22 protein-coding genes and 2 pseudogenes are annotated in these 24,272 nt (G+C 36.3%); 10 read left to right on the forward strand and 14 right to left on the reverse strand.

What is annotated here, in order from left to right; all coding sequences use genetic code 11:
• Positions 1 to 152 precede the first annotated feature (152 nt).
• The 6 genes and pseudogenes from ACB089_RS17575 to ACB089_RS17600 all read right to left on the reverse strand — a co-directional run.
• Positions 153 to 962, reverse strand: a complete 810-nt coding sequence (locus ACB089_RS17575; protein WP_374963076.1) for a hypothetical protein — start codon at positions 960 to 962, stop codon at positions 153 to 155.
• Positions 959 to 2,053, reverse strand: a complete 1,095-nt coding sequence (locus tag ACB089_RS17580; RefSeq protein WP_374963078.1) for an MBL fold metallo-hydrolase — start codon at positions 2,051 to 2,053, stop codon at positions 959 to 961. The genes ACB089_RS17575 and ACB089_RS17580 overlap by 4 nt, the downstream gene beginning before the upstream one ends.
• On the reverse strand, positions 2,046 to 3,707 hold the full coding sequence (locus ACB089_RS17585; RefSeq protein WP_374963080.1) for an ABC transporter permease: 1,662 nt from the start codon (positions 3,705 to 3,707) through the stop codon (positions 2,046 to 2,048). Before ACB089_RS17585 ends, ACB089_RS17580 begins: the two co-directional genes overlap by 8 nt.
• 60 nt (positions 3,708 to 3,767) lie before the next feature.
• Positions 3,768 to 4,793, reverse strand: coding sequence for an ABC transporter substrate-binding protein (locus ACB089_RS17590; protein WP_374963082.1), 1,026 nt, complete (start codon positions 4,791 to 4,793; stop codon positions 3,768 to 3,770).
• 334 nt (positions 4,794 to 5,127) lie between these two features.
• Positions 5,128 to 5,181 (reverse strand): hypothetical protein, encoded by a 54-nt coding sequence (locus ACB089_RS17595; protein WP_374967587.1) that lies wholly within the window; start codon positions 5,179 to 5,181, stop codon positions 5,128 to 5,130.
• Positions 5,182 to 5,275: 94 nt separating this feature from the next.
• A pseudogene (locus tag ACB089_RS17600) lies at positions 5,276 to 5,755 on the reverse strand (ABC transporter ATP-binding protein); the annotation flags it as partial.
• 137 nt (positions 5,756 to 5,892) lie between these two features.
• Between ACB089_RS17600 and ACB089_RS17605 the strand changes: the two are divergent.
• The 4 genes from ACB089_RS17605 (at position 5,893) to ACB089_RS17620 (ending at position 11,438) form a co-directional block, all read left to right on the forward strand.
• A complete protein-coding gene (locus ACB089_RS17605) occupies positions 5,893 to 6,780 on the forward strand; it encodes a LysR family transcriptional regulator (RefSeq protein WP_374963084.1) in 888 nt (295 codons plus the stop codon).
• A gap of 602 nt (positions 6,781 to 7,382) precedes the next feature.
• Complete coding sequence (locus ACB089_RS17610; protein ID WP_374963085.1) at positions 7,383 to 8,507, forward strand: IS4 family transposase; 1,125 nt, start codon at positions 7,383 to 7,385, stop codon at positions 8,505 to 8,507.
• Positions 8,508 to 8,793: 286 nt separating this feature from the next.
• Positions 8,794 to 9,780: a BMP family protein gene (locus ACB089_RS17615; protein WP_374963087.1), complete on the forward strand. Its 987-nt coding sequence runs from the start codon at positions 8,794 to 8,796 to the stop codon at positions 9,778 to 9,780.
• Positions 9,777 to 11,438 (forward strand): methyl-accepting chemotaxis protein, encoded by a 1,662-nt coding sequence (locus tag ACB089_RS17620; protein WP_374963089.1) that lies wholly within the window; start codon positions 9,777 to 9,779, stop codon positions 11,436 to 11,438. Before ACB089_RS17615 ends, ACB089_RS17620 begins: the two co-directional genes overlap by 4 nt.
• A gap of 297 nt (positions 11,439 to 11,735) precedes the next feature.
• Here the strand turns inward: ACB089_RS17620 and ACB089_RS17625 are convergent, their stop codons facing one another.
• A complete protein-coding gene (locus tag ACB089_RS17625; RefSeq protein ID WP_375122115.1) occupies positions 11,736 to 11,963 on the reverse strand; it encodes a response regulator in 228 nt (75 codons plus the stop codon).
• A 1,532-nt stretch (positions 11,964 to 13,495) separates the two neighbouring features.
• Here ACB089_RS17625 and ACB089_RS17630 point away from each other — a divergent pair.
• Positions 13,496 to 13,642 (forward strand): YrzI family small protein, encoded by a 147-nt coding sequence (locus tag ACB089_RS17630; protein ID WP_368635128.1) that lies wholly within the window; start codon positions 13,496 to 13,498, stop codon positions 13,640 to 13,642.
• Between the two features lie 612 nt (positions 13,643 to 14,254).
• On the opposite strand, the gene ACB089_RS17635 is transcribed toward ACB089_RS17630, so the two are convergent.
• Positions 14,255 to 14,764, reverse strand: a complete 510-nt coding sequence (locus ACB089_RS17635; protein WP_374963093.1) for a DinB family protein — start codon at positions 14,762 to 14,764, stop codon at positions 14,255 to 14,257.
• A gap of 394 nt (positions 14,765 to 15,158) precedes the next feature.
• A pseudogene (locus tag ACB089_RS17640) lies at positions 15,159 to 15,323 on the reverse strand (LLM class flavin-dependent oxidoreductase); the annotation flags it as partial.
• 203 nt (positions 15,324 to 15,526) lie between these two features.
• Here ACB089_RS17640 and ACB089_RS17645 point away from each other — a divergent pair.
• Genes ACB089_RS17645 through ACB089_RS17665 form a run of 5 tightly spaced genes read left to right on the forward strand, consistent with a single transcriptional unit; the run spans position 15,527 to position 20,052 of the window.
• Positions 15,527 to 16,501, forward strand: coding sequence for an ABC transporter substrate-binding protein (locus ACB089_RS17645; RefSeq protein WP_374963095.1), 975 nt, complete (start codon positions 15,527 to 15,529; stop codon positions 16,499 to 16,501).
• A gap of 59 nt (positions 16,502 to 16,560) precedes the next feature.
• Positions 16,561 to 17,565 (forward strand): FecCD family ABC transporter permease, encoded by a 1,005-nt coding sequence (locus ACB089_RS17650; protein ID WP_374963097.1) that lies wholly within the window; start codon positions 16,561 to 16,563, stop codon positions 17,563 to 17,565.
• On the forward strand, positions 17,562 to 18,596 hold the full coding sequence (locus tag ACB089_RS17655; RefSeq protein WP_374963099.1) for a FecCD family ABC transporter permease: 1,035 nt from the start codon (positions 17,562 to 17,564) through the stop codon (positions 18,594 to 18,596). The genes ACB089_RS17650 and ACB089_RS17655 overlap by 4 nt, the downstream gene beginning before the upstream one ends.
• Positions 18,597 to 18,607: 11 nt before the next feature.
• Entirely contained in the window at positions 18,608 to 19,402 is a 795-nt protein-coding gene (locus tag ACB089_RS17660) for an ABC transporter ATP-binding protein (RefSeq protein WP_374963101.1), read from the forward strand.
• Entirely contained in the window at positions 19,399 to 20,052 is a 654-nt protein-coding gene (locus ACB089_RS17665; protein WP_374963103.1) for an IucA/IucC family C-terminal-domain containing protein, read from the forward strand. The genes ACB089_RS17660 and ACB089_RS17665 overlap by 4 nt, the downstream gene beginning before the upstream one ends.
• Positions 20,053 to 20,198: 146 nt before the next feature.
• Here ACB089_RS17665 and ACB089_RS17670 read toward each other — a convergent pair whose 3' ends face one another.
• The 5 genes from ACB089_RS17670 to ACB089_RS17690 all read right to left on the reverse strand — a co-directional run bounded on the left by ACB089_RS17670 (position 20,199) and on the right by ACB089_RS17690 (position 24,254).
• Complete coding sequence (locus ACB089_RS17670) at positions 20,199 to 20,612, reverse strand: DUF350 domain-containing protein (protein ID WP_374963105.1); 414 nt, start codon at positions 20,610 to 20,612, stop codon at positions 20,199 to 20,201.
• A gap of 42 nt (positions 20,613 to 20,654) precedes the next feature.
• Positions 20,655 to 21,920: a glutathionylspermidine synthase family protein gene (locus tag ACB089_RS17675; RefSeq protein WP_374963106.1), complete on the reverse strand. Its 1,266-nt coding sequence runs from the start codon at positions 21,918 to 21,920 to the stop codon at positions 20,655 to 20,657.
• 2 nt (positions 21,921 to 21,922) lie between these two features.
• The gene (locus tag ACB089_RS17680; RefSeq protein ID WP_374963108.1) at positions 21,923 to 22,231 is read right to left on the reverse strand and encodes a hypothetical protein; all 309 of its coding nucleotides are present in this window, start codon (positions 22,229 to 22,231) and stop codon (positions 21,923 to 21,925) included.
• A gap of 16 nt (positions 22,232 to 22,247) precedes the next feature.
• Positions 22,248 to 22,709 (reverse strand): hypothetical protein, encoded by a 462-nt coding sequence (locus ACB089_RS17685; protein ID WP_374963110.1) that lies wholly within the window; start codon positions 22,707 to 22,709, stop codon positions 22,248 to 22,250.
• A gap of 576 nt (positions 22,710 to 23,285) precedes the next feature.
• The gene (locus ACB089_RS17690; protein WP_374963111.1) at positions 23,286 to 24,254 is read right to left on the reverse strand and encodes an MBL fold metallo-hydrolase; all 969 of its coding nucleotides are present in this window, start codon (positions 24,252 to 24,254) and stop codon (positions 23,286 to 23,288) included.
• Positions 24,255 to 24,272 lie beyond the last annotated feature (18 nt).

Here is a 24,272-nt window from a genome sequence, read left to right on the forward strand (position 1 = left end):
CACATCATTTAAACCTGTTTCCAAAAAGAAAAAATTCACTCCCCTTCTCCAAACGAATGCCAAGTCTTGTAGATGCCATACACTACAGCTTGTCACGGTTCCTAGAAAAGTTGCGAATTTTTCAGCGTATTTTTCGCTAATGAACTTAAAAATTACATATCCATGACAAATGCCGTTTTGCCACGTTGATCATCACTTAAATAACCGGCTGACATTAATTGATCATGCCAATCTTTCTCTATAACTGCGGCTTTTAATGCGTCCTCCTCCTTCGTCGATAGTTCCACCATAATTTCTCCTTGATATTGCCAAACTTCAATATCCGCCGCATAGCCAGCAAAGCTTCCTTTATATGTTGTAGCCTTTGCAGGACCGTAAATTACGGCTTGGGATAATGTGTTTTGATACCATTCTTCAGAATCCCAATTTAAAATTTTTTTTGGTGCATTTTCAAAAATAATTTTTTTAGCAGCGTTTGTATCGACTGCATCATAGGACACTTTAGATGTAGTCTTTAATGATTCCTTACGACTAATCGTGAATGTCCGATTACCACCCTTAATATCCATTTCAAATTTATAATTAGACTCTGCTCCAGTGAAACCATGACTTTCTGTAATAGCGATTGCTTCATCTAGAGGTGTATTTAAGAATCTCTTTTTATAGGTAATATCCATCTTATTGCTCCCTTTATAGACACGCAAACGTTGGATATAGTCTTCATTTAGAAAGGCTCTCTGTGGTGTATCAAAGAAATAAACCTTTACTTCATCTTTTTTTGTAGCCTGGAAAATATTCAAAATATCCGTTTCTGTGAAAAGTTCTGATTTAATATTAAATTTAATTTCATGCTCTGGTACGATTGCTGCTTTTGCTTGTAGGGATCCAACAAACATAATGCTAACAAGGATAGTTCCAATTAAACACAAATTTAGTGCCCATTTCTTCATTTGATTCATCATAATACTTCCTCCTCATTTTTTATTAATTGCAAGAAAGTCGTTTCTTTAGTCGTTAATGAACTGTGAAAATAGATGGTCTTTTGTGCATGTATTTTCTTAGAAAGTGTGATGATGTCATGATAATCTGGATGCGTTTTATAAAAAAATTCCTTATGTTGATTTCGGCTGAACTGCATGCTATATTTCCCTTTATTCCAATATCCCGTAAAGATCACTATTGCATTAGACTTTTTATGAAGTAGTTCCTCTAATTTCGTTTCATCACGCTCAGGCACAAAATAGATGGCATTTTCACTATCTGTCGTCTTTATCAAACATTGTCGTTTAAACGATGGTAATATTGTTTTTGTAGGCAATAAGTTTTCAGGTTCCTCATAATAGTTTTCAAATAACGACAACAAATTATCATGTATACATATCGATCTTGTCGTATGCTGAAAAAGATAAGTAGCAATATCGACTGTTTTTCCTGAAAAAGAAGATGGGAAAATAATTGGGCAGCCCGGATTTGCATGAATATATTCTGTCATTTGCTGCAATACTTCTAAATTATTGATGCGCTTCTCAACATGACCGCTATCAATAATGGCTACATCATATACGGTCTCGTCCTCTATCGGCAGCTCTGCTTTTAACAAAAAGGAATCCACCACATAATCGCCAGAGTAAAATATCACCTCCTCAAAAAACCGAATTTTATACCAAACGCTTCCTATTAGATGTCCACTGTAGCCCCATTGAAAGGCAAGACAGTTACTAACAACTAACCACTTTCCGATAGATTCTGGTTGAAAGGTTCTTGTATGTTGGCATGGTTGTTTTAATTGCTGCGCAGTCATTTTACTCATAATGATCGGTCCTGTGTATCCCCATGTCTCAAGTAAAGGAAGAGCACCTACATGATCTGAATGTGAATGGGAAATAAATACTGCATCAAGCTTCGCTACATGAGCTTGCGTTAAATTCGGAGGAGTCTTCTGTCGAGTGTTCATCACTCCGCAATCGAGTAAAATAGCATGTCCATTATTTTCAATGAAAAAGCAGTTACGGCCATACTCACCAACCCCACCTAAAATCTCTACATTAAGCATCCGCATGTCCTCCCCTTTTTTGAAGCCAGGCAAACAGCAACATGAAAATAACGGTCATGATGACTGTTATGACTGCAACAGCCATTCCTTCCCCGACATTTCCTTGCTCAAATTGACTGTAAATAAATGTTGCGCCAGTCTCTACAGAAGGGGGCAAAATAAGTAATCCAGCGACAAGCTCACGCATTGAGATAATAAACGTCATCGTCATCCCAGCAAGAATTCCCTTCATTAATAATGGAATAATGATTTGTCGATAAACAGCCCAATTACTTCTCCCAAAAATAGCTGCTGATTGAAATATCGAAGAATCTAATTGTGATAAAGAGGACTTTATATATTGCACAGAATACGGTAAAAAAAGTACACAATACGTGACCACAACCATTGTTTTCGTATTATAAATGGTTGCAGGTAGCCATGGCGCATTCCAAAACATAATTAACCCAACTACAAAAACAATTCCAGGAATAATGTTAGGCATTAAACTAAAGAAATCTAATACTTGCTGCTTTTTCGTTTCTCCTTTTTTAATGTATAAGGCAATGACCAAACCAATAATCGCTGTAACGATAGCTGTTATGATAGAGAACACAACACTATTTAAAAATGCCTCTAATCCAGCACTTCCACTTGTAAACACTTCCTGGTAGGAGGCAAAACTAAAATTCCCTGCTTGCAAACCATCTCCCCTAACTTTCTGCAAAGATGTCACGATAATCGAAAAGTAAGGAATACCGATCGATAGCAAAATGATGATCCCCACAAAAAGCCATGAACCAAGCTTGACATACCACTTATCTTTGATTTCACGAATAGCTGGTGTTTTTCCAGAAAGCACGCTATATGTATATTTGCGGCCAATAAGATTTTGAAAGTACCAGATAATGAGACAAACTGATAGTAAAAATAATGACAGCGAAGTCGCCATACTTATGTCTACTGGCCATCTAGATAGGTAAGAGTGAATTTCAGTCGTAAAAACTTGAAAACCAATTCGACTACCAAATGTTGCAGGTGTTCCAAATTCAGCTAACGTTTTGATGAAAATTAGCAAACTTCCTAGTACGTAGCTAGAAACCAATAAAGGCAAAACTATTTTCGTCCAATTTCTCCAAGAGCTTCGTCCGAAAATTAATCCAGCATCAAGAAAGGATCCATTGATTCTTAATAGCGTATTTTTTAGCATTAAATATAAAAAAGGAAAAAGATGCAGGCTCATAATCATGACCATCCCAGGCAAGGAGAAGAACGCTTCCGTCATCCAAGCAGCACTTGGAAATAGCTGTTGGAGAAAACCATTATTCTGCATAAACAATATCCAGCCCATCGAGCCAATATACGGTGGTGTCATAAACGGAATCGTTAGAACAATATCTAGCCAATTATATTTATACAAGCTTGTTTTCGTTCTTATTAACGCCATGGGGAATGCTATAATTGTTGTCCCTATAATAACTAAAACTCCTAATAGTATAGAGTTTCCAAGCGTATGCCACACTCTCTCGTTGGTAAACATTCTATTAATCTGTGAAACGTCTAATTGCCCATCTTTCATAAATGTATAAAACACAATGGCAATTAACGGTGCGATAGCAAACGTGATGACAAGTGTCAGTAATAATCCAAAAGTTCGTCTGCCTTCCATAATCATTGATATTTCAATCCTTCCCTAGAAAAACTTAAAGGAGGCTAAAAAACCTCCCAAAACTACTTAACGAAAAATATCATTGAATTTAGTTAATATTTCAAGTTGCTTCGCTTCTGCACCCTTCCAGTTCACGTTTAGCTGAGGAATTTCATCTAAAGATGCACGATCCTTTACAGCTATATCTTTGTTGCCTGGTAGCAAGTAGGCATCAGCGACAAGCTTTTGCCCTTCATCTGACAGTAAAAAATCAACGTATGCTTTTGCACTCTCTACATTTTTTGCATCCTTTAAAATACCAACAGCTCGTGGACTGACAACTGTCCCGCTTTTTGGATAAACAATTTCTACTGGCTCACCATCAGCTTTTGCTTTATAGGCCATGTAATCTACACCTGAAATTGTGGCATTTTTGTCACCAGTAATAACAGCATCTAACGCTTCCTTATTAGCACCATTCACCTGTAAACCATTTTCCTTCCACTTCTCCATCGTAGTCCAAGCCGTTTTTTCCGCTTCTGTATATCCGTATAGGAAATCTACAGCAGAGCCTGACAAGCTTGGATCTGGTATATTAATTTTATTTTGCCATTCAGCTTTTGCTAAATCTGTCCATTCTTCCGGAGCCTGTTGCGTATTTTTTGTATTATAAGCAATTCCTAAAGCGGAGGCACTGTAACCATAATAATAACCTTCTGCATCTGACCAATCGCTATTGATGTTCTTTGCATTTGCAGCGTCTTTATAGCTTTGAAGCTGATCCGTTTCCTTTAAGCCATCCATTGAAGCGACAGAGGCTAGTACAACAACGTCTGCTACAGGGTTATTTTTCTCTGCTTCTAAACGTGATAATATTTTGCCTGTTGTCCCCTGGAACATCTCTACTTTTATTCCTGTTTCCTCTTCAAAAGCTTGTTGTATATTCGCTGCTAAACCATCTGGACCAGCAGAATATACCGTTAAAGTTTGTTCTTCTTTTGGCTTTGCATTTGATTCTTTATCGCTCTCTACTGTTTTATTTCCACAGCCCGCTAATGCTAATGTTAAAAGAATGCCAGCTGTAGCAAATAGTTTTACACTTCGTTTTTTCAATGTAAACCCTCCAATTGATAGATTTGTTTTTCATCAATAAAAACCTCAAGCTGCTTTCCATGTTCTATAGGTTCTGCCTCGTAAAAGCTCCAATGCTTACCATCTACCTGTGCCTGCACTAAATATCGATCTCCAACAAAGGTACTTTTTACAATCATCGCTTGTTTCGCAATTGTTCCTGGGCGTGCTACTCTGGAAACTCCTTCAGGGCGCACAATATAATTACCTTTATCAAACCAGTTCACCTTGCCTATAAAATCTGCTACATACGGTGTTGCTGGGGCGTGATATATTTCTTCTGGCGTTCCTACTTGTGCAATTCTCCCCGCCTCCATCACGATAATTTGATCGGACATTGCCATAGCCTCTGTTTGATCATGTGTGACAAAAATTGCCTGACAATCTAGCTCATGAATAATATGCATGATTTCATCTTGCATTTTTTCTCTTAGTACTGCGTCGAGCGCCGATAAAGGTTCATCAAACAAAATAAGCTTTGGATTTGTCGCAAGTGCCCTCGCAAGCGCTACCCGTTGCTGCTGTCCTCCAGATAACTCACCAGGTTTACGTTTTTCAAATCCGTCCATTTTCACCAATCGCATAACGTGCTCTACTCGTGCCGGAATTTCTGACTTTGGAACAATTCCCTTCAAGCCAAAAGCAATGTTTTGGAAAATCGTCATATGAGGCCATAATGCAAAATCTTGAAAAACCATTGTCATATTTCTCTTATTTGGTTTTACATTTTTACGGAGTTTGGATGAATAAATAATTGTTTCATCAAAACGAATTTCTCCATTTGTCGGTTGTTCAAGACCTGCTAATATCTTTAATAACGTCGTCTTACCACAGCCTGATTGTCCTAAGATTGTTATGAATTTGCTATCCAACTCAATATTGATAGGCCATAGCGCTTGAGACTGTCCATATTTTTTCTCGATATTCGTTAATGAGATTTTCATAATATCCTCCTTGTTAATTACAACTATAAATTCCAGATATTTAGAAAATATTAATCTACTATTAATAACTCGTTAAAAAAAATCTAATAAACTAAAGCAAATACAAGATTTTTTCTAATTTACTTTAGGAGGATAAAATGAATAATGTGAAATTACAGGCATTTTGCCTACTTGTAGAATTAAAAAAATTAGCTCCTGTTGCCAAAGAGCTTGGTCTTACAGCACCAACAGTATCCTTTCATATTCGCTCAATTGAAGAGGAATATGGCATCCGTTTATTTCGGACAAATGCAGGTGGATACCGTTTAACAGAAGCGGGAGAAGGACTCTATCATTACGCTCGCCAAATTGTACAGCTACAAAAAGACATGAACCGCTTTGTCGAAAATCTTTTAGCAGGCAATATCGGCGCCATTCGGCTTGGAGCAAGCGGGCTACCTGCACATATTTTTATGCCAGATATCATCCATCAAATTTCAACAACCTATCCAGATATCCGAATATCACTGGAAGTAAAAACAGCTCCTGAAATTGAACAAATGGTAGCTCTTCAAGAATTAGATTTCGGGCTAATTATGGAAACAAAACAAGAAAATTCGTCCCTTGTCTACGAAACAATTGGTGAAGACGAACTTGTATTGGCATTAAGCCCTACCCATGAGCTGGCAGCAAAAAAGGACATCTCAAAAGCAGATGTCCTAAAAAACAAAGTATTATTGCACACTTCCTCTAGTTCAACGAATCATTTTATAGAAAAATGGATGGATCCATTTCACCCATCCATTTATACAATCGAGCTAGATTCTGTTAGTACGATTAAGAAGATGCTTACTTTCGGAAAAACAATTGCCTTTTTATCAGTTGCCTTCATTAAGGATGAATTAAAATCAGGACTTTTGATCAAAAAGGACTTACACGATGTGACGCTTAATAGAAAGATTCAACTTATTTACTCTAAATCTCGTCTAGAAACTAAAATGGATTCATTTGTAAAAGCTGCAATTTATGATTTAGCTAAACAATAAAAATATATCCACTTATGTCATACCCTTAATAAACATGGAATGAGAGTTGTTATAGCTATCTGAATTGCTGACAAAAGATATCCTACACAATTCATAAATTTTGTAAATACACAAACAGAAAGCTATTCGTATACTTTTTGTTTATCATGTTTAAATTGACACGAAAAGAGCTCCGTATAGCTTATAAACGCTGATACGGTGCTTTTGTTTAGTTCATGTTTTAGATAGGACGTATAGCCTTTCTTTTAGCTTCCTACCCTCTTTTGAACACAGTCCAGCTTCTCCTTTAAAAAAGGTAAATATTAGTTCCTTTTTCACTATAAATATAGAGAAAATTCATTGCATAACAGACTAAATACTTAGTAATTTAAAAATATTCAGGACAATTTGAACCCATTTTCCTGTAGTAAAATGTAAAAAATCTGATAGTATTTAATGGTAAAATGAATAATTTACTTACTTTATTGCACTAGCGTCGCATTAAAATAATTCAACGGATTTTAAAAAACTGAATTTTCCGCAATATTATCCGTGCATAAAAAAAGCCTTTATAATGGTTGGGTGGTAGTAAACCATCCAAATCCAAAATAAAGGACATAAGCATGGATAAGTTTACACGAAAAACTTCATTTGAACAATGGTTTTCACCTATTTCTTCTACACAAATGGAGAAATTAGTTGAAATTCATCAATTAAATTACTATACAAAGAAGCTTCACATCGCTTCATTCTTGAAATTATTACTGTTTGCGCAACTGAATGAAACCGAAAGTCTACGTGCCATTAGTGACACGCTGTTATCAGACGACTTACAAAAAGCAACGTATTTAGAGTCCATCAGCTTTTCGCAGTTAGGTCGGCGATTAAACCAAGTGCCAACTGAGTTTTTCCAACAAATTTTTCTAGACTTAGTCGGGCAAATTCATGAGAAAACGCATTTTGAGCAGCGCCGAAAAACCACAACACCACTAAAAATCATTGATTCTAGTACATTGCCATTGAACTTAAACAACCATAGATGGGCTGAATTCCGTAAAACAAAATCAGGTGTGAAGTTACATTTGCGCCTTGTTTACCTAGAAAAAGGTTGTTCGTACCCTGATAAAGCGGTGCTGACGAATGCGAAAGAACATGATCGTGGTCAGCTTGAAATTCTCGTTGATGACAAGGAGTGCATGTACGTGTTTGACCGAGGCTACTTAGATTATGAGCGCTTTGACCGCATGACAGATGACGGACTTTTCTTTGTCTCACGCTTACGAAAAAACGCCGTAACACGTGTGATTGAATCATTTAAAGTACCTGAACAGTCATCGGTGTTATCGGATGAAATGATTCTGATTGGCAACACGCAAAATCGTGCTGAAAATGTATTTCGCCGTATCGAAGTACTAGATCCAAACGGTAAAGAGCTACATCTGATTACGAATCGTTTTGATTTAAGCGCAGATGAAGTCGCTGAACTGTATAAGTCACGCTGGGCAATCGAACTGTTTTTCAAGTGGATGAAACAGCATCTGAACATTAAAAAGTTCTACGGGCAAAGCGAGCTAGCTGTGCATAATCAGGTGTACATTGCGATGATCGTTTACTGCTTAAACGTGCTAGCACAGCTTTACACAAACAGTTCACTGACGTACTTACAAATTAGTAGGTACTTAAAAGCAACACTATGGAAGCCCGCACGTATTTGGCTTCGGGAAATCGAAGGAACTACGGTACCATAAGGATTTAGAACTGTCAGTTGCCCCAGTCAAAGGTTATAGTAAAAAAATGGATGTTTACTATCTCTATTTAAGTATCTTTCATTTTCTTTAAAAACGGAAGAAACAGAAAACAGAAAATTCAATTAAAATCAATGCGACATTAGTGACTTTATTGGTATTATAGATTTTTATTGTAAATCTGTAGATTGTACAAGTTTACTAGTTGAATTCAAAAAATATCGTCTGACATCAGACAAAATAACACTTATTACCGATATGCATGATACAACAACTGGGGGTACTACTATTGAAAAAATTAATGATTGGCTTTTGTTTGATAGCTTTGTTATTAACAGGCTGCTCAACGGCTCAGACAGAAAAATCGAAAGAAGAATATAAAATAGGGATCCTGCTTTCAGATGCTGGTCTTGGTGATGAGTCGTTTAATGACTCCGCTTTTAAAGGGCTTGAGAAAGCACGTGATGAGCTAGGTATTTTGTTTGATTATAAAGAGGCACCTGATGGCAATTACGAAGAGAAGCTTGAGGAACTTGTCTCAGAAAATTATAACGTCATTATTGGTCTTGGCTTCTCTGTACAGGAAGCATTGGAAAAGACAGCAAAACAACATCCAGATCAACAATTCATCCTTATCGATGCGCAATCAGAAGTTGAAAATATCATTTCCATAACATTTAAAGAGCAGGAAGGAAGCTTTTTACTTGGAATGGTTGCTGCAATGACGAGTAAAACTGGAAAAATAGGATTTATTGGTGGTGCAGATGTTCCGGTTATCCATCACTTTGAAAACGGCTTTATTGAGGGAGCTAAATATTATAATCCAAATATCGAAATCATTAGTGAATATGCCGGCTCATTTGATGATACCGAGGCTGGTGCCGCAATCGCAGAACGTTACATAAAGAACAAAGTAGATTTTATTTATCATGCAGCGGGATTCACAGGCTTTGGCGCCATTAAAAAAGCTGAAGAAATGGGTGTTTATGCAGCGGGTGTAGATATAGATCAATTTTACATTGCAGAAAAAACGGTCGTAACATCTATGTTAAAAAATGTCGACCAAGCTGTTTTTAACATGTGTAAAACATTAGTTGAGGAAGGGCAAATTTCCGAAAAATCATTTTCATTCGGTCTAGCTGATAATGGAGTCGGACTTGCAGATATCCGTATTATCAGATTAACATCTGAACAACAGGCGGCCATTGAACAAGCCGAAGAAGATATTGTCTCAGGTAAAATAAAAGTTACCGCAGAAAAGGAGAATAGCCAGTGACGTTACGAAAAAGATTATTTATGAACATCCTTATTCCAATTGTGCTTGCAATGGCTATGATTGGCTTTATTATCGTTCAAACATCTGATATTCAAACAACTGCACAAGATGATACAGCACTTTTGCTTGCAGTAAAAGAACTTGAACAAAGTTTAGTTGTAACAAGTCTATCATTAAACAATTACACTTATTTAGACAGCGAGGCCAATAAAAATGAAGCTCTTGCAAATTTGAAAGTAACAGATGCGAATTTAAACGCACTTTCTTCTGTTGCGAAGGTACCTGAACATAAGGCCATTATCAAAAAAATCGAAGGTAAATACATAGAACTAGCAAAAGCTACAGAGACAGGTTTTCTTGCGAACAACCGTCCTGAAATAAAAAAACAAGCAATAAGAATTTCTGGCATTCTAAATGATATGCATTTACTGAAAAAAGAAACAAATGAATGGTATAAAGAAATAAATCAGAAGACTAAGCAAAAAATTACTTTTATTATCACGACTACAATCATAGGAAGTATTCTATTGATTATTGTTACGTCCATTTTTTCGTATGTTGTAGCGAAAAGAATTACAAATCCGATTAATCAAATTGTGGATTGTGCACAATTAGTGGCTGCAGGGAATTTAACTATAGATACATCTTCCCTATCCTTTAAGCAGGGCAGTCGAAATGAAGTTGATCAACTGACTGAGAACTTTTCCATAATGATTGACAATCTAAAAAGCACCGTACATTCCATTGACGATGTAGGTAAAAATGTTAGCCTATTTACAAAAGATGTGACAAGCTATATTGAAACCGTTAATGCAGGAAGTAAACAGATTGCTTCATCAACGGACGAATTGGCGAAAGGAAGCCTAACAATTTCAGAAGATATCCAATCAACGGCTATCCTTATGAATACGATGACAGATCAATTTACTACTGTTCAACAGACTAGCGAACAATCGGCGGCAAACGGTAAACTGGCACTTGCTGCTGTTCAAAATGGCCGTAGTTCCTTAGAAAAGCAATCCTCCATCGCGAAGGATATTTCATCCACATCGAATAACATTAAAGAGGCTGTTACTCAATTTTCTCAATTTACAACAGAAATTGAAGGCGCAGCTAATGTAGTTCACACGATTGCTGAACAAACAAATCTTTTGGCATTAAATGCTGCAATCGAGGCTGCACGTGCTGGAGAAGCCGGAAAAGGATTTGCCATTGTAGCACAAGAAGTCAAAAAACTGTCATTTGAAACAGAAAAAGCAACTACTCTCATCTCTTCTATGGTTACCCATATAGAAGATGGCATTATGCTTATTCTTTCTACTGCTGAGCATGGACATCAGCTTTCTAACGAACAATTACAATCGATGACCGATACAGAAAAGTCATTTGAGGCGATTGTAGCCCATGTTTTAGACATTAATGATCAGTTACAGCACCTTACTAAAGATATGGTGCAAACAACTGCAATGAGTCAGCAAATAAACAGTACAATTGAAAACATTTCAGCGATCACCGAAGAAACAGCAGCTGGAACAGAAGAAATATCCGCCTCTACTCACGAACAGCTACTGTCATTCGAGAAAATTAGTGAAAAGGTTTCTGACCTTCAAGAAATGACAAATACATTGTCTGTAGAGCTTAAAAAATTCACATTATAAAGTAAAATAATCATCATTAGTTTCTTTGAAAAATCCCGAATAGCGGACACTTAAAAAGTGGTCTATTCGGGATTTTTCTTTTGTGAAATTGGTTATCAGTATACTATCGCTCGATTATTTATACTTTCTATTACCTTGCCCTTTTGCTTGCTCAATCATCTTTTGAATTTGTTCTTGTGTAAGTTGTAAAGTTTGTTTTAGCGTCTGTGTCCTCTTAGCTTGTTGAAGTGCAATGATGACTGCTGGGATTAAGCTAGCTTCAGAAACCGGTTTAACTAGATAACCCCTTATATTATCTTACTTAGACTTTTCTACAAATTCTTTTTGGCTATATGCAGTAATCAACAACACTGGGATATCCAGCTGACGACCAATCACCTCACTTGCTTTTAAACCATTGATTTTTGGCATTTCAATATCCATTAATACAAGATCTGGTTTTAGATTAAAAGCGAGTTCAATCGCTCGATCTCGATCTCCATCTCCTCCTTCTCCGACAATCTCATAACCATGATTCCGAAGCATCATTTTCAAGTCCATTGTGATAATCGTTCATCTTCAGCAATCAGAATCCGTTTTTTCATAAAACATCCCAACCTTTCTAGACAGAAGAAATATATCTTAAGTTGCTTGAATAAAACGCTACACGAATTAGGCAGTAATGATAAAGACATTCAGAAGTTCGTCAGCTTAACCCTTTCTTTTAGGTTTATTCGCATTCTCACCATATTCATTCAACTCAAGCATCATGATTTACACCCCCCCCGCGAGTAGGCTTTCGTCAGCCGAACTGTTACGGTAAATTCTCACGCCTTTTCGTCGAGCTTATAACACTTTCATTCTTACTAAATTCAGTGCTATTCGACTAAGAGAGAACCCTTCTAAGCGTTACCTCTTCATTTGATTCTTCGATATAACCCTTCAATTCTGAAAGGAACTGCCTAGCTTTACCAGAGTAATGTGACCATTCTCCATTTGAGCTAGGAACGTTTCGCACAACTAATCTGCAACGTTAGCTCAACCAGAAAAAAGATGCTGTCATGTGCAACACCTTGTTTAACTCTTGCACCCCGTTAGCCATCCATGTAGCGACAAAAACTAGCGCCACATCACAGAAAATGAAAGATGATTAAGTTCTTTCATGGGAGTTTAAGTGCAATTTTTCACAAACTTTATTAATTTCCTCAAAAGTGTTCAGCATTAAAATATGTTCATAGTTTTAAATCACATTTAGCTATGTTATCCTTTCATTAAATAACGCTCCAAATATTGGATGTTTAAAAATATCAAATAATTCACTTAACAAGAACTGAAAATAACTTAGATGGTGGTGATAATTTTGAAAGGAAAATTTTTCACAGGTTTATCTTTCTTCTGTTTTATGTTGAACTTTCTTATAATTGGATTTGACTTTTTTGATTTTCTCTACGATAAAGGCATTTTTACACCATTAATTATTGGAGTATTGGGTATAATAAGTGCTTTCCTTGGAATTAAAGGTAATATCCGAATGATTCTTATACTGTTTAATTCGTTCCTTTCTATAGTTTTTCTATATGCACTATTAATAGGTATATTTGGATTTCAACAACCTTAAAAGTATATTAAAATCCCTACCTTAATAATAATTATGTTTTTTGGCTTTAAGTCTTCTATATCTTCTATTTGCTACTCCGAAAAAATCAGGTAACTAACAATGTAAAGCAGCAATGAGTTTCTCTAGTCATTAACACAATAAGGAAAACTTAGTAAAAGATGTTTACAAACAACTTAAAGATAGGTATACTTACAAAGTAAACAAAAAATTCTTAAGGAGGTCGAATGAAATGCTCGTTATCGTTAAATTGATGTCATTGGTAGTTACAACTTCAGTAAAAATGAAAATCACACATTCGACCAGATCGGAATGGATCGCTTAAGGTTTTTTTTGTAATTAAGCATACCCATACCGCAGGGAGAAGTGTGCCCCTGCGGTATTTTTGTGCCTTTTTTCACCGTAGGGGAGTCTCTCTACGGTTTTTTTCATTTTTCATGGTAATTTAAGGAGGTGATAATAAATGATATTAAACATTTTTGCTCTCACGATAACTATTACAAAACGTGAGATCTCTCTTGAGGAAGCACTTCATAATGAAAATGTGAAGAAAATCTTTGAAGAGAACCGAAGAAAAGTAGAAAATTATATTCGTATTCGTCAATATTAATTTTGTTAACTAAAAAACATGAAAGGTGGGAATTGAGATGATTTATATGATCAAAAGACGTTATGCAGTTTTATGGGTGGAGAAAGACACAACCACCAGATGAAGTAATATAAAGTGACAATATAGCTATTTAATTTTATAATCTCAGTAAAGTTAACCCGTTCTAATCTAGGACGGGTTGCTTCAGGAGGTATTTTGCACTTTTTTAAGCGATATTTTACACATACTACTTGATGTAGTTTAAGAAAATGCGGAATTACAATGTTAGGGAAATTCTAATTCTAAATAGCGTAATTCCTCGATATTAAAATTGAATTTGGCAATTTTTAGCTTAATTTCATTATTCTGCCCCGTTCGCCATCCATGTAGCGCAATAAACAGCACTTCACCACAGAAAATGAAAGATGATTAAGTTCTTTCATGGGAGTGACATAAGGATTTTTAAACAACATTATTATTTTTAATGACTTTATTGTAAATTAAACATTATTATCTCTGTACAGTAGCGTCAGGAAAATGCGGATTTACAACGTAAAGGAAGTTTCAATATTAAAAAACCTAATTTCTCAGCATTAAATGAGAAATTAGGTTTTTTAATTTATAGAGAAAGACTTATAAGTATTTATCACTAATCACGTTCAAATGGTGTAACTCGTGCCCGACAATGCCATATGCAAAGGTACCTATCGAAACTGGGCTGTTCATTACAGTTCCATTACGATCCCATACTGCATCATCAATGGTTGAAATAAGACTTAACGTGTTGGAGCGTACCGTCTCTAAACCAGCTAGTAGCTGCTCCCAGGATAATTTGTTGAAGTTTGCCGCAGAAACGTATTGATTCTGATCCATTGCTGGGAGTGGCGCACTTTCATTTCGTGCAATGGCAAGCATTCGATACGACATCACACGTTCCACGTCGGTCATATGCCCAATTACTTCTTTTAAAGTCCATTTCCCTGGTGCGTACGCCTTCCTTGCTGACTCCTCTGATATGCTGCTCAAGAAGGTAATGGTCTTAGTTCGTTGCTTACTAAGTATTTCTTCAATATCTCCATCTGGCACAAGACTAACATACCTAGCATACTCTGGATTTTCAATAAATAATGGTCGTGGACGCACAAGAATCCTCCTCATCGGGAATAGTTAATTATGATTCTAGACTAATATTCAACAGTCAAGAAGATATTTCCTTTATTTGATATTTAATTTCATTACCGCAAAATAATTGCAAATCAAACAACTTTATTACCTCTGTACAACTGATTTATGCAGTTAATATAATACACATAATAATGGACTAATTCACTTTTTATTCACACTAACCCGCTCCGTTCGTTTAGTTTAAGTGCAGTCCTTCAGTTGCTGAATGAAGTTAAAAATAACAAAAGGACAAAGCGTGTTTATCCGTAACACCTGGATCTTTTCATACCCTTTGCTCCTATTAGTTGTTTCAATTGGTAATTATGCATCTAATCCTAAGTGTGAACGAAATGTGCACCCCTCATAATCAGCTCGGAATAACATCGCTAAAGCATAAATCTAAAGATTTTGCAGGACCACCTGGCACAGCGATAAAGCCATCCCATGCTTCCTTATCATAAAAAGTTACAATCTGATTCACAATATCTTGTGGTGTACTAATTGCTATAAGATGTGCAGAGCCAATTACTTCTGAGCGTCCGCCGAAGCTTTAGACCAACAGATGTTTTCTGTGCGAAAACGTAGCGACAGCAACAACAACACGAAGTTAGATAAAGAGTGTACCAAAATAAAACAAATTAAAATAATCAAAATTAAAAATTTTTCTTGTTTTTGTATATTTTATGTAATACAATTCTCATTGAGATTGAAAATCATTATTAATTACAAGGAGTAGAAAAGATGAATAAAAAGCATTTTCTTTTATTCTTCACAATATTTGCAGCGCTATTTGTATTAGCTGCATGTGGAGATAAAGCAACAGACAACAAAGAAAAAGAGACTTCGGAGAAAAAAACCGAAGAACAGTCAACAACACGAGAAATTAAACATGCTCTTGGTACAACGACAATTGAAGGTACACCAAAACGTGTTGTCACACTTTATCAAGGTGCAACAGATACAATTTTAGAATTCGGTGTTACACCTGTTGGAGTAGTAGAATCTTGGGCTCAAGCACCAATGTATGATTACATAAAAGATGACTTAAAGGATACAAAGTTTGTTGGTCAAGAAACACAACCAAATTTAGAGGAAATTGCAGCGCTAAAGCCAGATTTAATTATTGCAACTCAAATTCGTCATGAAGAAATTTATGATCAGTTATCACAAATTGCGCCAACTGTTGTAAATACTACTATTTATGATTTCAAAGAGACAGCTACAATAATTGGTCAAGCTTTAGGTCAAGAAGAACAAGCAAAATCATTGATTGGAGATTGGGAGGCACGCGTGGCAGACTTTAAAACTAAAGTAGCCTCTACTGAGAACTGGCCATTAAGTGCAGCAGTATTAAACTACCGTGAAGACCACGCTCGTATTTATGTGACAGGCTTTGCTGGTTCTATTTTAAATGAATTAGGCTTTAAAGGTCCGAAAGATTTAAAAGGTGAGAATTTAGAAATTGTAAAATTAACAGATAAAGAAGGTATTCCACAAATGAACGCCGATGTTATCTTCCAATTCATGGAGGATAATGCAGCTGTGAAAAAGACACATGAAGAATGGACAGCACATCCTTTATACAAAAACTTAGATGCTGTGAAAAATAATCAAGTGTATACAGTTGATGAGATTATTTGGAATTTTGGTGGTGGCTTACAAGCGGCTAACCTAATGTTAGATAATCTTTATGAGCATTTTGAACTTGAAAAATAGGATGAAACAAAGGGAACGCAATTCGCTTCCCTTTTTTCTGTGAAAGAAGAGGATACATAATGTTACAAGCAACTCTCTCAAGAACACTTGGATTGATTGTACTTCTAGGGATCGTAATCGTTTTGTTTTTCTCTAGCCTTGCATTTGGACAAACAACCATCCCATTCTCCACAACATGGGAAGCGATTACGAATTATAACCCGGATAATACAGATCATATGATTATTGGTACGTCACGTTTAACAAGGGCTATTATCGCTTTAGTAATCGGTATGAATTTAGCGATTGCCGGTATATTTGTCCAAACGTTAACACGTAATCCGTTAGCAGCACCGGACTTAGTTGGAGTCAATTCAGGCGCTATTTTTTTTATCGTACTTGCTATTACTTGGTTTGATGTCCAGTCGTTAATGCACTATATGTGGTTTGCATTTTTGGGGGCTACTGTTGCCGGTGTACTTGTATTTTTCTTAAGTAGTATAGGAAGAGACGGTATGACACCTATAAAAGTAATCTTAGCTGGTACTGCTTTATCCGCATTATTTATATCCTTAACACAAGGTCTACTAGTCATAGATGAGCAATCCATTCAAACAGTCCTTTTTTGGATGTCAGGTTCTGTTGCTGGAAGAGATTTGGATATGTTATTGCCAGTATTACCTTACATCCTTTTAGCCTTAATAATTAGCTTATTTATAGGAAAAGCAATGAACATTTTTAGTTCCGGTGATGATGTTGCGAAAAGTCTAGGGCAAAATGTAGGTTTACTTAAAGTGGTGATGGGCGTTCTCATAATTATTCTAGCAGGTGGCTCTGTTGCAATTGTCGGATCTGTAGGATTTATAGGACTCATTGTACCTCATATGGCAAAAAGTCTTGTTGGTATGGATTATCGTTGGATGATACCATATGGGGCACTTCTAGGAGCAGCACTACTTTTAGCAGCCGATGTAGTGGCACGCTTTATCATTGCTCCTCAAGAAGTACCTATTGGTGTAATGACAGCCTTAATCGGTGGACCGTTCTTTATTTACTTAGCTAGAAAAGGAGTGTCTAAACAATGAAACATTGGACATTTCGACTATCGAATGGAAAAGTATCTTTTCAACTGTCGCTAAGATGGTTACTCATCATGTTAGTGTGCTTTTTGGTTGTCGGAACTTTATTTGTTTTAAGCCTTTCAATAGGAAGTAACTGGATTCCCATTGTGGACGTATTTTTAGAATTGACAGGATACATTGACCAACATAGTTACGTAGTAGAGACGCTGCGATTACCACGAGTATTATTAGCAATGTTAGTAGGTGCTTCATTAGGTATAGCAGGTCTTATTTTGCAAAATCTAGTACGTAATCCATTAGCTTCACCAGATATTATTGGTATCACTAGTGGTGCTTCATTAGGTGCTGTATTATTTATTATTTTTGGGACTGGCATAGTCAGTATGAAGTTCTTACCGCTTGCTGCGATTGTCGGAGGTATTTGTGCAGCAATGCTAATTTACATCATCTCTTGGAATAACGGAGTTACCCCAATTCGACTTGTATTAATTGGTATTGGTATATCTGCTATTTTAAAAGCGAGCATTACATTCTTTCTTGTCTTAAGTGAAACAGCTACTACAACAAAGGCTTACATATGGTTAACAGGTAGTTTATATGGAGCAAATATGAGCGATGTGTTGGCGATGAGTCTATGGCTTCTGATCCCTTTACCCGTCCTATTAATCTGGGGAAGAAGTTTAAATGTAGCAGAGTTAGGCGATGATATTTCTACTAGTATGGGGATCAATGTACAAAGGCAACGCTTTTTATTTTTAATGTGTAGTGTAGTATTTGCGGGGACAGCAGCAGCATTTGCAGGTGGTATTGAATTTGTTGGACTCATGGCACCTCATATTGCAAGACGGTTAGTTGGTAAATCCTTTATTGGGCTTGTTCCTGTAACAGCACTTGTTGGGGCATTTATTGTTATGTTAGCAGATTTAATAGCACGATCATTGTTTTTACCACTTGATATTCCAGCAGGCGTATTCACTGCTGCAATAGGAGCTCCCTTCTTTATTTATCTATTATTTCAAAATCGGCATCGATAGGAGGATGAAACATGCTTGGATTACAGACGAAAAATTTATCATTACAATACGGTGACTATTCAGTGATTCAAGATTTGAGCTTTCAGATTCCGGCAGGGAAAATTACTGTTCTTGTCGGTGCGAATGGAAGCGGTAAATCAACACTTTTACGATCACTTGCTCGTTTATTGAAGCCACAGACAGGCGATGTATTAATAGATGAACAAAAGTTGCAATCTTTATCTTCTAAAGAAATAGCACAACAATTAGCGATATTACCTCAAGGTCCCCTAGCACCTGAAGGTATCACAGTACAACAATTAGTCAAACAAGGGCGTTATCCTCACCAACGATGGTTTCAACAGTGGTCAGAAAAGGATGAAGATCTGGTGGAAAGAGCAATAGCCGCCACACAGCTCCAACTACATAAGGACCGTGCAGTAGATTCGTTATCTGGGGGGCAACGCCAGCGCGCATGGATTGCCATGACACTCGCACAAGAAACACCCATTTTGTTATTAGATGAACCAACTACTTATTTGGATATGACTCATCAAATTGAAGTATTAGATTTTTTGTTTGAATTAAATCGCTCTGAACAACGAACAATTGTTATGGTTTTGCATGATTTGAATCTCGCTTGTCGCTATGCAGACCATTTAGTTGCCATTCATCACCAAACAGTGGCTGTACAAGGCCCTCCAGAGAATATTGTCACAGTAGAAATGGTTCAAGAAGTATTTGGTATGGAAGTAGCAGTATCGGAGGATCCTTTCTTTGGAACTCCATTATGTATCCCGAAAGGAAAAGGAAGGTATATAAAATGAATTTAGAGCCTTATGGCGTGGAAAAGCACCCCTCACCTCAAGGTATTCCTTTACATCAATTATTAAATAAGGATACTTTACTACCAATCATTAAACAGTATGGAAATCATTTGAATACTTCTTCCTTAGCTGTAGCAGGTTCTCTATTTTTAAAACGTTATGCTGTTTTAGTAGCAGCTTCGAGTCTGGATTATTATGGACTACAAAAGAAAAAAATGGATTGGTGGTCTACAGCTCGACTTGATGTAACATCATATAAATTGCTAATTGAAGAAAATCCAACAGCACTTTTTGATGACTGTTGGAAAAATCGCATTTTCGCTCAACATTTAACACCAATGATTACCATCATCAGCGAAGAATGTAAAATTTCCTTAAAGATCCTATGGGAAAATATCGCTGTAAGGCTACTTGCAACTCTTCGTAAAAATGAAGAATCATATACTTTAAATGAATTAAATGAACATTTTAATGAACTTACATGTGCTGAAACTAGTTGGATAGGTATGGAACAAAATCCTTTGCAAACTTTTCTTCAGCGAAAAGAGACATGGAGTGAAGTACCAGTTCGAAAAACATGTTGCCGATACTATCAAGTAAATACAAAAGCGGATATTCCATATTGTAAGAACTGTCCATTGAGGACATAATAAACCTATGTTTTCCTAACCAACACGCTAGATCATGTGCTATTGTAGAGTTTTTACTTTGGACAGATCACATAAAGAGAGAGCATGTTTTTTCACTTAACATGCTCTCTCTAATGTTTTATTATAATTCTCTCAAATATACTTTATTAATATGACAAACTTCCTGCTATAATTAACCCTACCGTAATGCCCACTGCAAATAAGCTGAAGCCTACTGCAGTATTTCCTTCTTCCACTTTTTTCTCCAAGCTTGTTTTTGGTGTTAACACGTATTCAATAATCAAATACACAACTACTTGTGTGGCAATTCCGATTAACCCCCAAATAATAGCATCCAGTATATGAACACTTGAAGACCATACTGTATATAATGTGATGCCTAATCCAATCACTTTTCCCCATAGCTTTAATGCAACAGCCATATTGCCTTCTTTAATTAAGTTCCACTCTGAAAATTTTGTTGTAAAAGCAAATGCAACAATACCAATCAAAATGAGAATAAATCCGGTTCCTGTATATAATAAAAAATTTAAAAAACTATCTGCTGAGAAAAATCCCATTCCATACACTCTCCTTTTATATCAGAAAATTCTTACTATTTTCTAATAGCCTATTGGTAAAAAATAAGATCCATTATCTGTAATTTGTCCCCCTGCGCGAATGCCAATTGCACTTGCCTGACCATTAATATAAAAGCTACCATACATATAATGCGCTCGTTTGGGTCCTTGTTCTGTTTGAATAATCGTTTGTGGTAACTCGATAAACTGTTGATAAACAGAAAGTTCATCTTTATATGTTTTATGAAAATCTTCCGCAATTTTTTTACCTGTATTTGAAAAAATTTCGACAGTGTCTCCTTCGCGACCAAATGTAGGCTTTTTCACAAAACTTTGTCCCTGTTGTAAAAAAACATCTGAATCTAGGTAGGTTGGTAAAAAGTATTTATGTATTGCGTTATGTTCTTGAGGCGTATAAAAAGAATGTTGCTCCTCATGAAGCCCCCATATAAGCGCCATTATTGCCTTGGATTGTAGTAAAAAAGCAGAAGGAGGATTCACAACGGCTAGTTGTTGTTGTTCCACTAGTTTCATTAACGATTGACCTACTTTGTCTTTCGTTATAGGATCTACATCATGTATTAAATGTTCAATAGGATACGTTTGTCGATATAAAACATCGATTTTTTCTCCGTGTATATCATATAGACCTTGTGCTATAACAACTTCTTCACTTTTTAAAATCGGCTCATCTACAAGTTGTAATTGATGAAAGTCCATATACTGACTTTTTAATCCAATGAGCTCCTTTAAATACATGGTTGTCAGTTTATCCTCTTCATGTTCCGAATGGGCTGCAAAAACAATATTGTTAGCTCCAGATCTTCCCATCGAACGAAGCGACGACGTTACAGCTTTCAACATTGCTTGTTTTAACTGATCTTCGCATCCGTCATTTGGATTTTTCAGCTCAAACTGTTCGCACACTTTTCCATTCACAAAAAAGGTTTCTTTTATAAATGTAGGTGTATCTGCGTTTATTTCCAGCAATTTCACTTGTTCATCCGTCACTACTAAATCTAAACGAGCGATGACACTTTCTACCGGGAGTGTTTGCAAACGGATGAAAGAGTGCGTTTCAGTTGGAAATCCAAGACGCAACAACGTCTCATCATCTAGCATCCGCAACAAAGGAGCCGATTTATAAAAAATATGGCCAATCTGTTCGGTCGCCTGGCGAATCTTATTGATCGTTTCAGCACTTTCTCTCTTAATATCAAATAGAGCATATTCCATACCATATATATCATGCCAAAAATCTTTTATCTGGCTAAAAAATTGTTGTCGATTCTCACGAAATCGGTTCATCTTTACCCTCCAAAGCTGCCTTTTGAACCACTACCTATCCCTGATTTGTAATTCGTTTTATAAGTTTTATAGTCAGCACTTGTTTGTAATGAATTTTTTGTTCCGTAATATTTCCCACCATAGTAGTAGCTACCTGCATGAGTGGAATGATGATCATCACAATAATACGTACCCGTTTCATCATCCCAATCCCAATCATCGCAATCTGTTCCAGTTGGCTCTGCATATCCCCTTTCTTCCCCACAAGCAGTTAACGTTAACAAAGCCGCAGCTGCCAATGCTCCTGTCATCATTTTCTTAGTCTTATTCATGCTAAAAATTCCCTCCCTATGTTATAAGCGTATATCCTGTTGGCTTAACATATAAAACATACACACCTTGGTCTTCATCAATTTCAGCTGAGTCCCGCTCCCACTCCTTGCCTTCGATATATGTATATACGCTGCCAATAATGCTTAAAATATCTAAATGATTGGTCATATATTCAAATGTAATAAGCGGATAATTTTTATAGGCATTTAATTCACGAATTTCAAGTTTAATCCCTTCATGTACGTGTTCTGGCATTTCAATTGGTGTTTCTTCGTATAATTGTACATAAATGACGAAGAGCTCACCCTCAATCGCAGAAGACAGCTGTTTATAGGTCTTCCCTTCTTTAATAAAAAATTCACATTCTCTTCTTGTTAAAATTTGTGGTAAATCAATATTAGTATAGTAATAGATTGGTTCAAACTTGTCTTTATCTTTTTGCAAACGATATTCTAACATTGCACCTTCAAATTGCATAACACACTTCCCTTTATAAATATTGTTATCTCTTCGAATTGCCATTACTAAAAATAACTACATGTATTTTTATATTTATGGTAGATTTTCTTATCCATTGGCTTTTAATTTTTTATACGACTGTGAATGATAAATAGTTTCATATTTTTCAACTAAACCCCACCTTTAACTACTGGCCAATGAATTTAGAGTTTAATTGAGCGATAAAAGGATTTTTTTGCTATTTTCCCTGATACATTCTAGTTTTTAACTGATTGTAGCGTAGGCTACTCGAGTGCTCCTTTCGCTTCGCCTTCGTTCCTTTAGCGGAGGAAGCGGCTCGACGCTCGCCCGCAGGAAGCCTTGCTCTGCGCGAAAGCGAAGCGTCAGCGACAAAGCGAGTAGCCCGTAGCGGAAATTAGAGCTTTCTAATTAATTGTGGCGGATAAAAATGGTTTATCAACACACCTGTTATATTATTATAATAAAACAGTAAATTAAAAAAGATGTAATATTCACGAGTAAACTCCCTTTCAAGTTTATCTCTTTGAATGATTACATCTATTTCTTAAAACCTTATCGTACAAAATTGCAAATTTATTTAATCCAATTATTTGGTTTCCAATCGTTTGCTATCCATTGTGGATCTGGCTCTTCATATGGTGCTGACGCCATTAATTTGTCTTGTGCCCATATCGCAGCTTTTGAGCGAATCATTTCATCAAGCAATGGTTGCACGAATTCCTTTGGCTCAGTGTGAAAAGCGTGAACAGCAAAATCGTAAAACCACCCACAGCTGAGTAAATAAGGCGCAATATCTTGCTTCGTTAATCCATTTTTCAACATTAGCGTAAAGGAAAAAATTCGTTTACATGCATGCCAAGCCATTTTTTCTGGTGATTCCATCCATTTTTCAATGCGTTCTCTTGCTTTATCAATCATTACTAATGGGTCGTCGATAGCACGCCCATGACCAGGATATGCTTTTTTTATCGAAAGTTTAGCGAGTCGCTCTAGACTTTCATAAGAGCGTCCTAAACTGTTTGCACCTTCTCGAAAAATATTTAACCATCCAACATCATTGTGATGAAATAAATCGCCACAAATTAAAATCTGCTGTTTTGGCTCGTATAAAGAAATGTGTCCTAATGTATGTCCTGGTGTATGTAAAACTTGTAAAACACTATGACCCGTATGAATCTCTTCTTCATCTACAAGTAACTGTTGCACAACATATTGTTCCACTGGTTGATCTAAATAGTGGGCACTACAAGTTTCGAAATCACAACGATTAACCATTTTTCCTTCCCAAAGATGTGCTGCAATCGGTAGGTTATATTGCCGCTGAAAATAATGATTTCCTCCAACGTGATCGCTATGATAGTGAGTGTTAATAATGCCATTTAACTGTTTTGGTGATATCCCTGCTTCGATTAAAAGTTTCTCAGTTCGAACTATATCGCTACCAAATCCGGTATCAATTAAAAATGATTGATTATCTTGAATAACAATACTATTGGCACTCGGAAATGGACGCTCAAAAAATAGGATTTCTGCAGTTTTCATATGGTAAACTCCTTTAAA

Source organism: Lysinibacillus sp. RS10, assembly GCF_041956855.1.
Lineage (GTDB): Bacteria > Bacillota > Bacilli > Bacillales_A > Planococcaceae > Lysinibacillus > Lysinibacillus xylanilyticus_A.

Bases quoted from the DNA above. Each gene is read 5' to 3' on its own strand.
- ACB089_RS17650 (WP_374963097.1), top strand. From the start codon at position 16,561: ATGTTACAAGCAACTCTCTCAAGAACACTTGGATTGATTGTACTTCTA.
- ACB089_RS17610 (WP_374963085.1), top strand. From the start codon at position 7,383: ATGGATAAGTTTACACGAAAAACTTCATTTGAACAATGGTTTTCACCT.
- ACB089_RS17575 (WP_374963076.1), bottom strand. From the start codon at position 962: ATGATGAATCAAATGAAGAAATGGGCACTAAATTTGTGTTTAATTGGA.
- ACB089_RS17625 (WP_375122115.1), bottom strand. From the start codon at position 11,963: ATGCTTCGGAATCATGGTTATGAGATTGTCGGAGAAGGAGGAGATGGA.
- ACB089_RS17630 (WP_368635128.1), top strand. From the start codon at position 13,496: ATGATATTAAACATTTTTGCTCTCACGATAACTATTACAAAACGTGAG.
- ACB089_RS17665 (WP_374963103.1), top strand. From the start codon at position 19,399: ATGAATTTAGAGCCTTATGGCGTGGAAAAGCACCCCTCACCTCAAGGT.
- ACB089_RS17675 (WP_374963106.1), bottom strand. From the start codon at position 21,920: ATGAACCGATTTCGTGAGAATCGACAACAATTTTTTAGCCAGATAAAA.
- ACB089_RS17670 (WP_374963105.1), bottom strand. From the start codon at position 20,612: ATGGGATTTTTCTCAGCAGATAGTTTTTTAAATTTTTTATTATATACA.
- ACB089_RS17680 (WP_374963108.1), bottom strand. From the start codon at position 22,231: ATGAATAAGACTAAGAAAATGATGACAGGAGCATTGGCAGCTGCGGCT.
- ACB089_RS17645 (WP_374963095.1), top strand. From the start codon at position 15,527: ATGAATAAAAAGCATTTTCTTTTATTCTTCACAATATTTGCAGCGCTA.
- ACB089_RS17585 (WP_374963080.1), bottom strand. From the start codon at position 3,707: ATGATTATGGAAGGCAGACGAACTTTTGGATTATTACTGACACTTGTC.
- ACB089_RS17580 (WP_374963078.1), bottom strand. From the start codon at position 2,053: ATGCTTAATGTAGAGATTTTAGGTGGGGTTGGTGAGTATGGCCGTAAC.
- ACB089_RS17605 (WP_374963084.1), top strand. From the start codon at position 5,893: ATGAATAATGTGAAATTACAGGCATTTTGCCTACTTGTAGAATTAAAA.
- ACB089_RS17685 (WP_374963110.1), bottom strand. From the start codon at position 22,709: ATGCAATTTGAAGGTGCAATGTTAGAATATCGTTTGCAAAAAGATAAA.
- ACB089_RS17655 (WP_374963099.1), top strand. From the start codon at position 17,562: ATGAAACATTGGACATTTCGACTATCGAATGGAAAAGTATCTTTTCAA.
- ACB089_RS17660 (WP_374963101.1), top strand. From the start codon at position 18,608: ATGCTTGGATTACAGACGAAAAATTTATCATTACAATACGGTGACTAT.
- ACB089_RS17690 (WP_374963111.1), bottom strand. From the start codon at position 24,254: ATGAAAACTGCAGAAATCCTATTTTTTGAGCGTCCATTTCCGAGTGCC.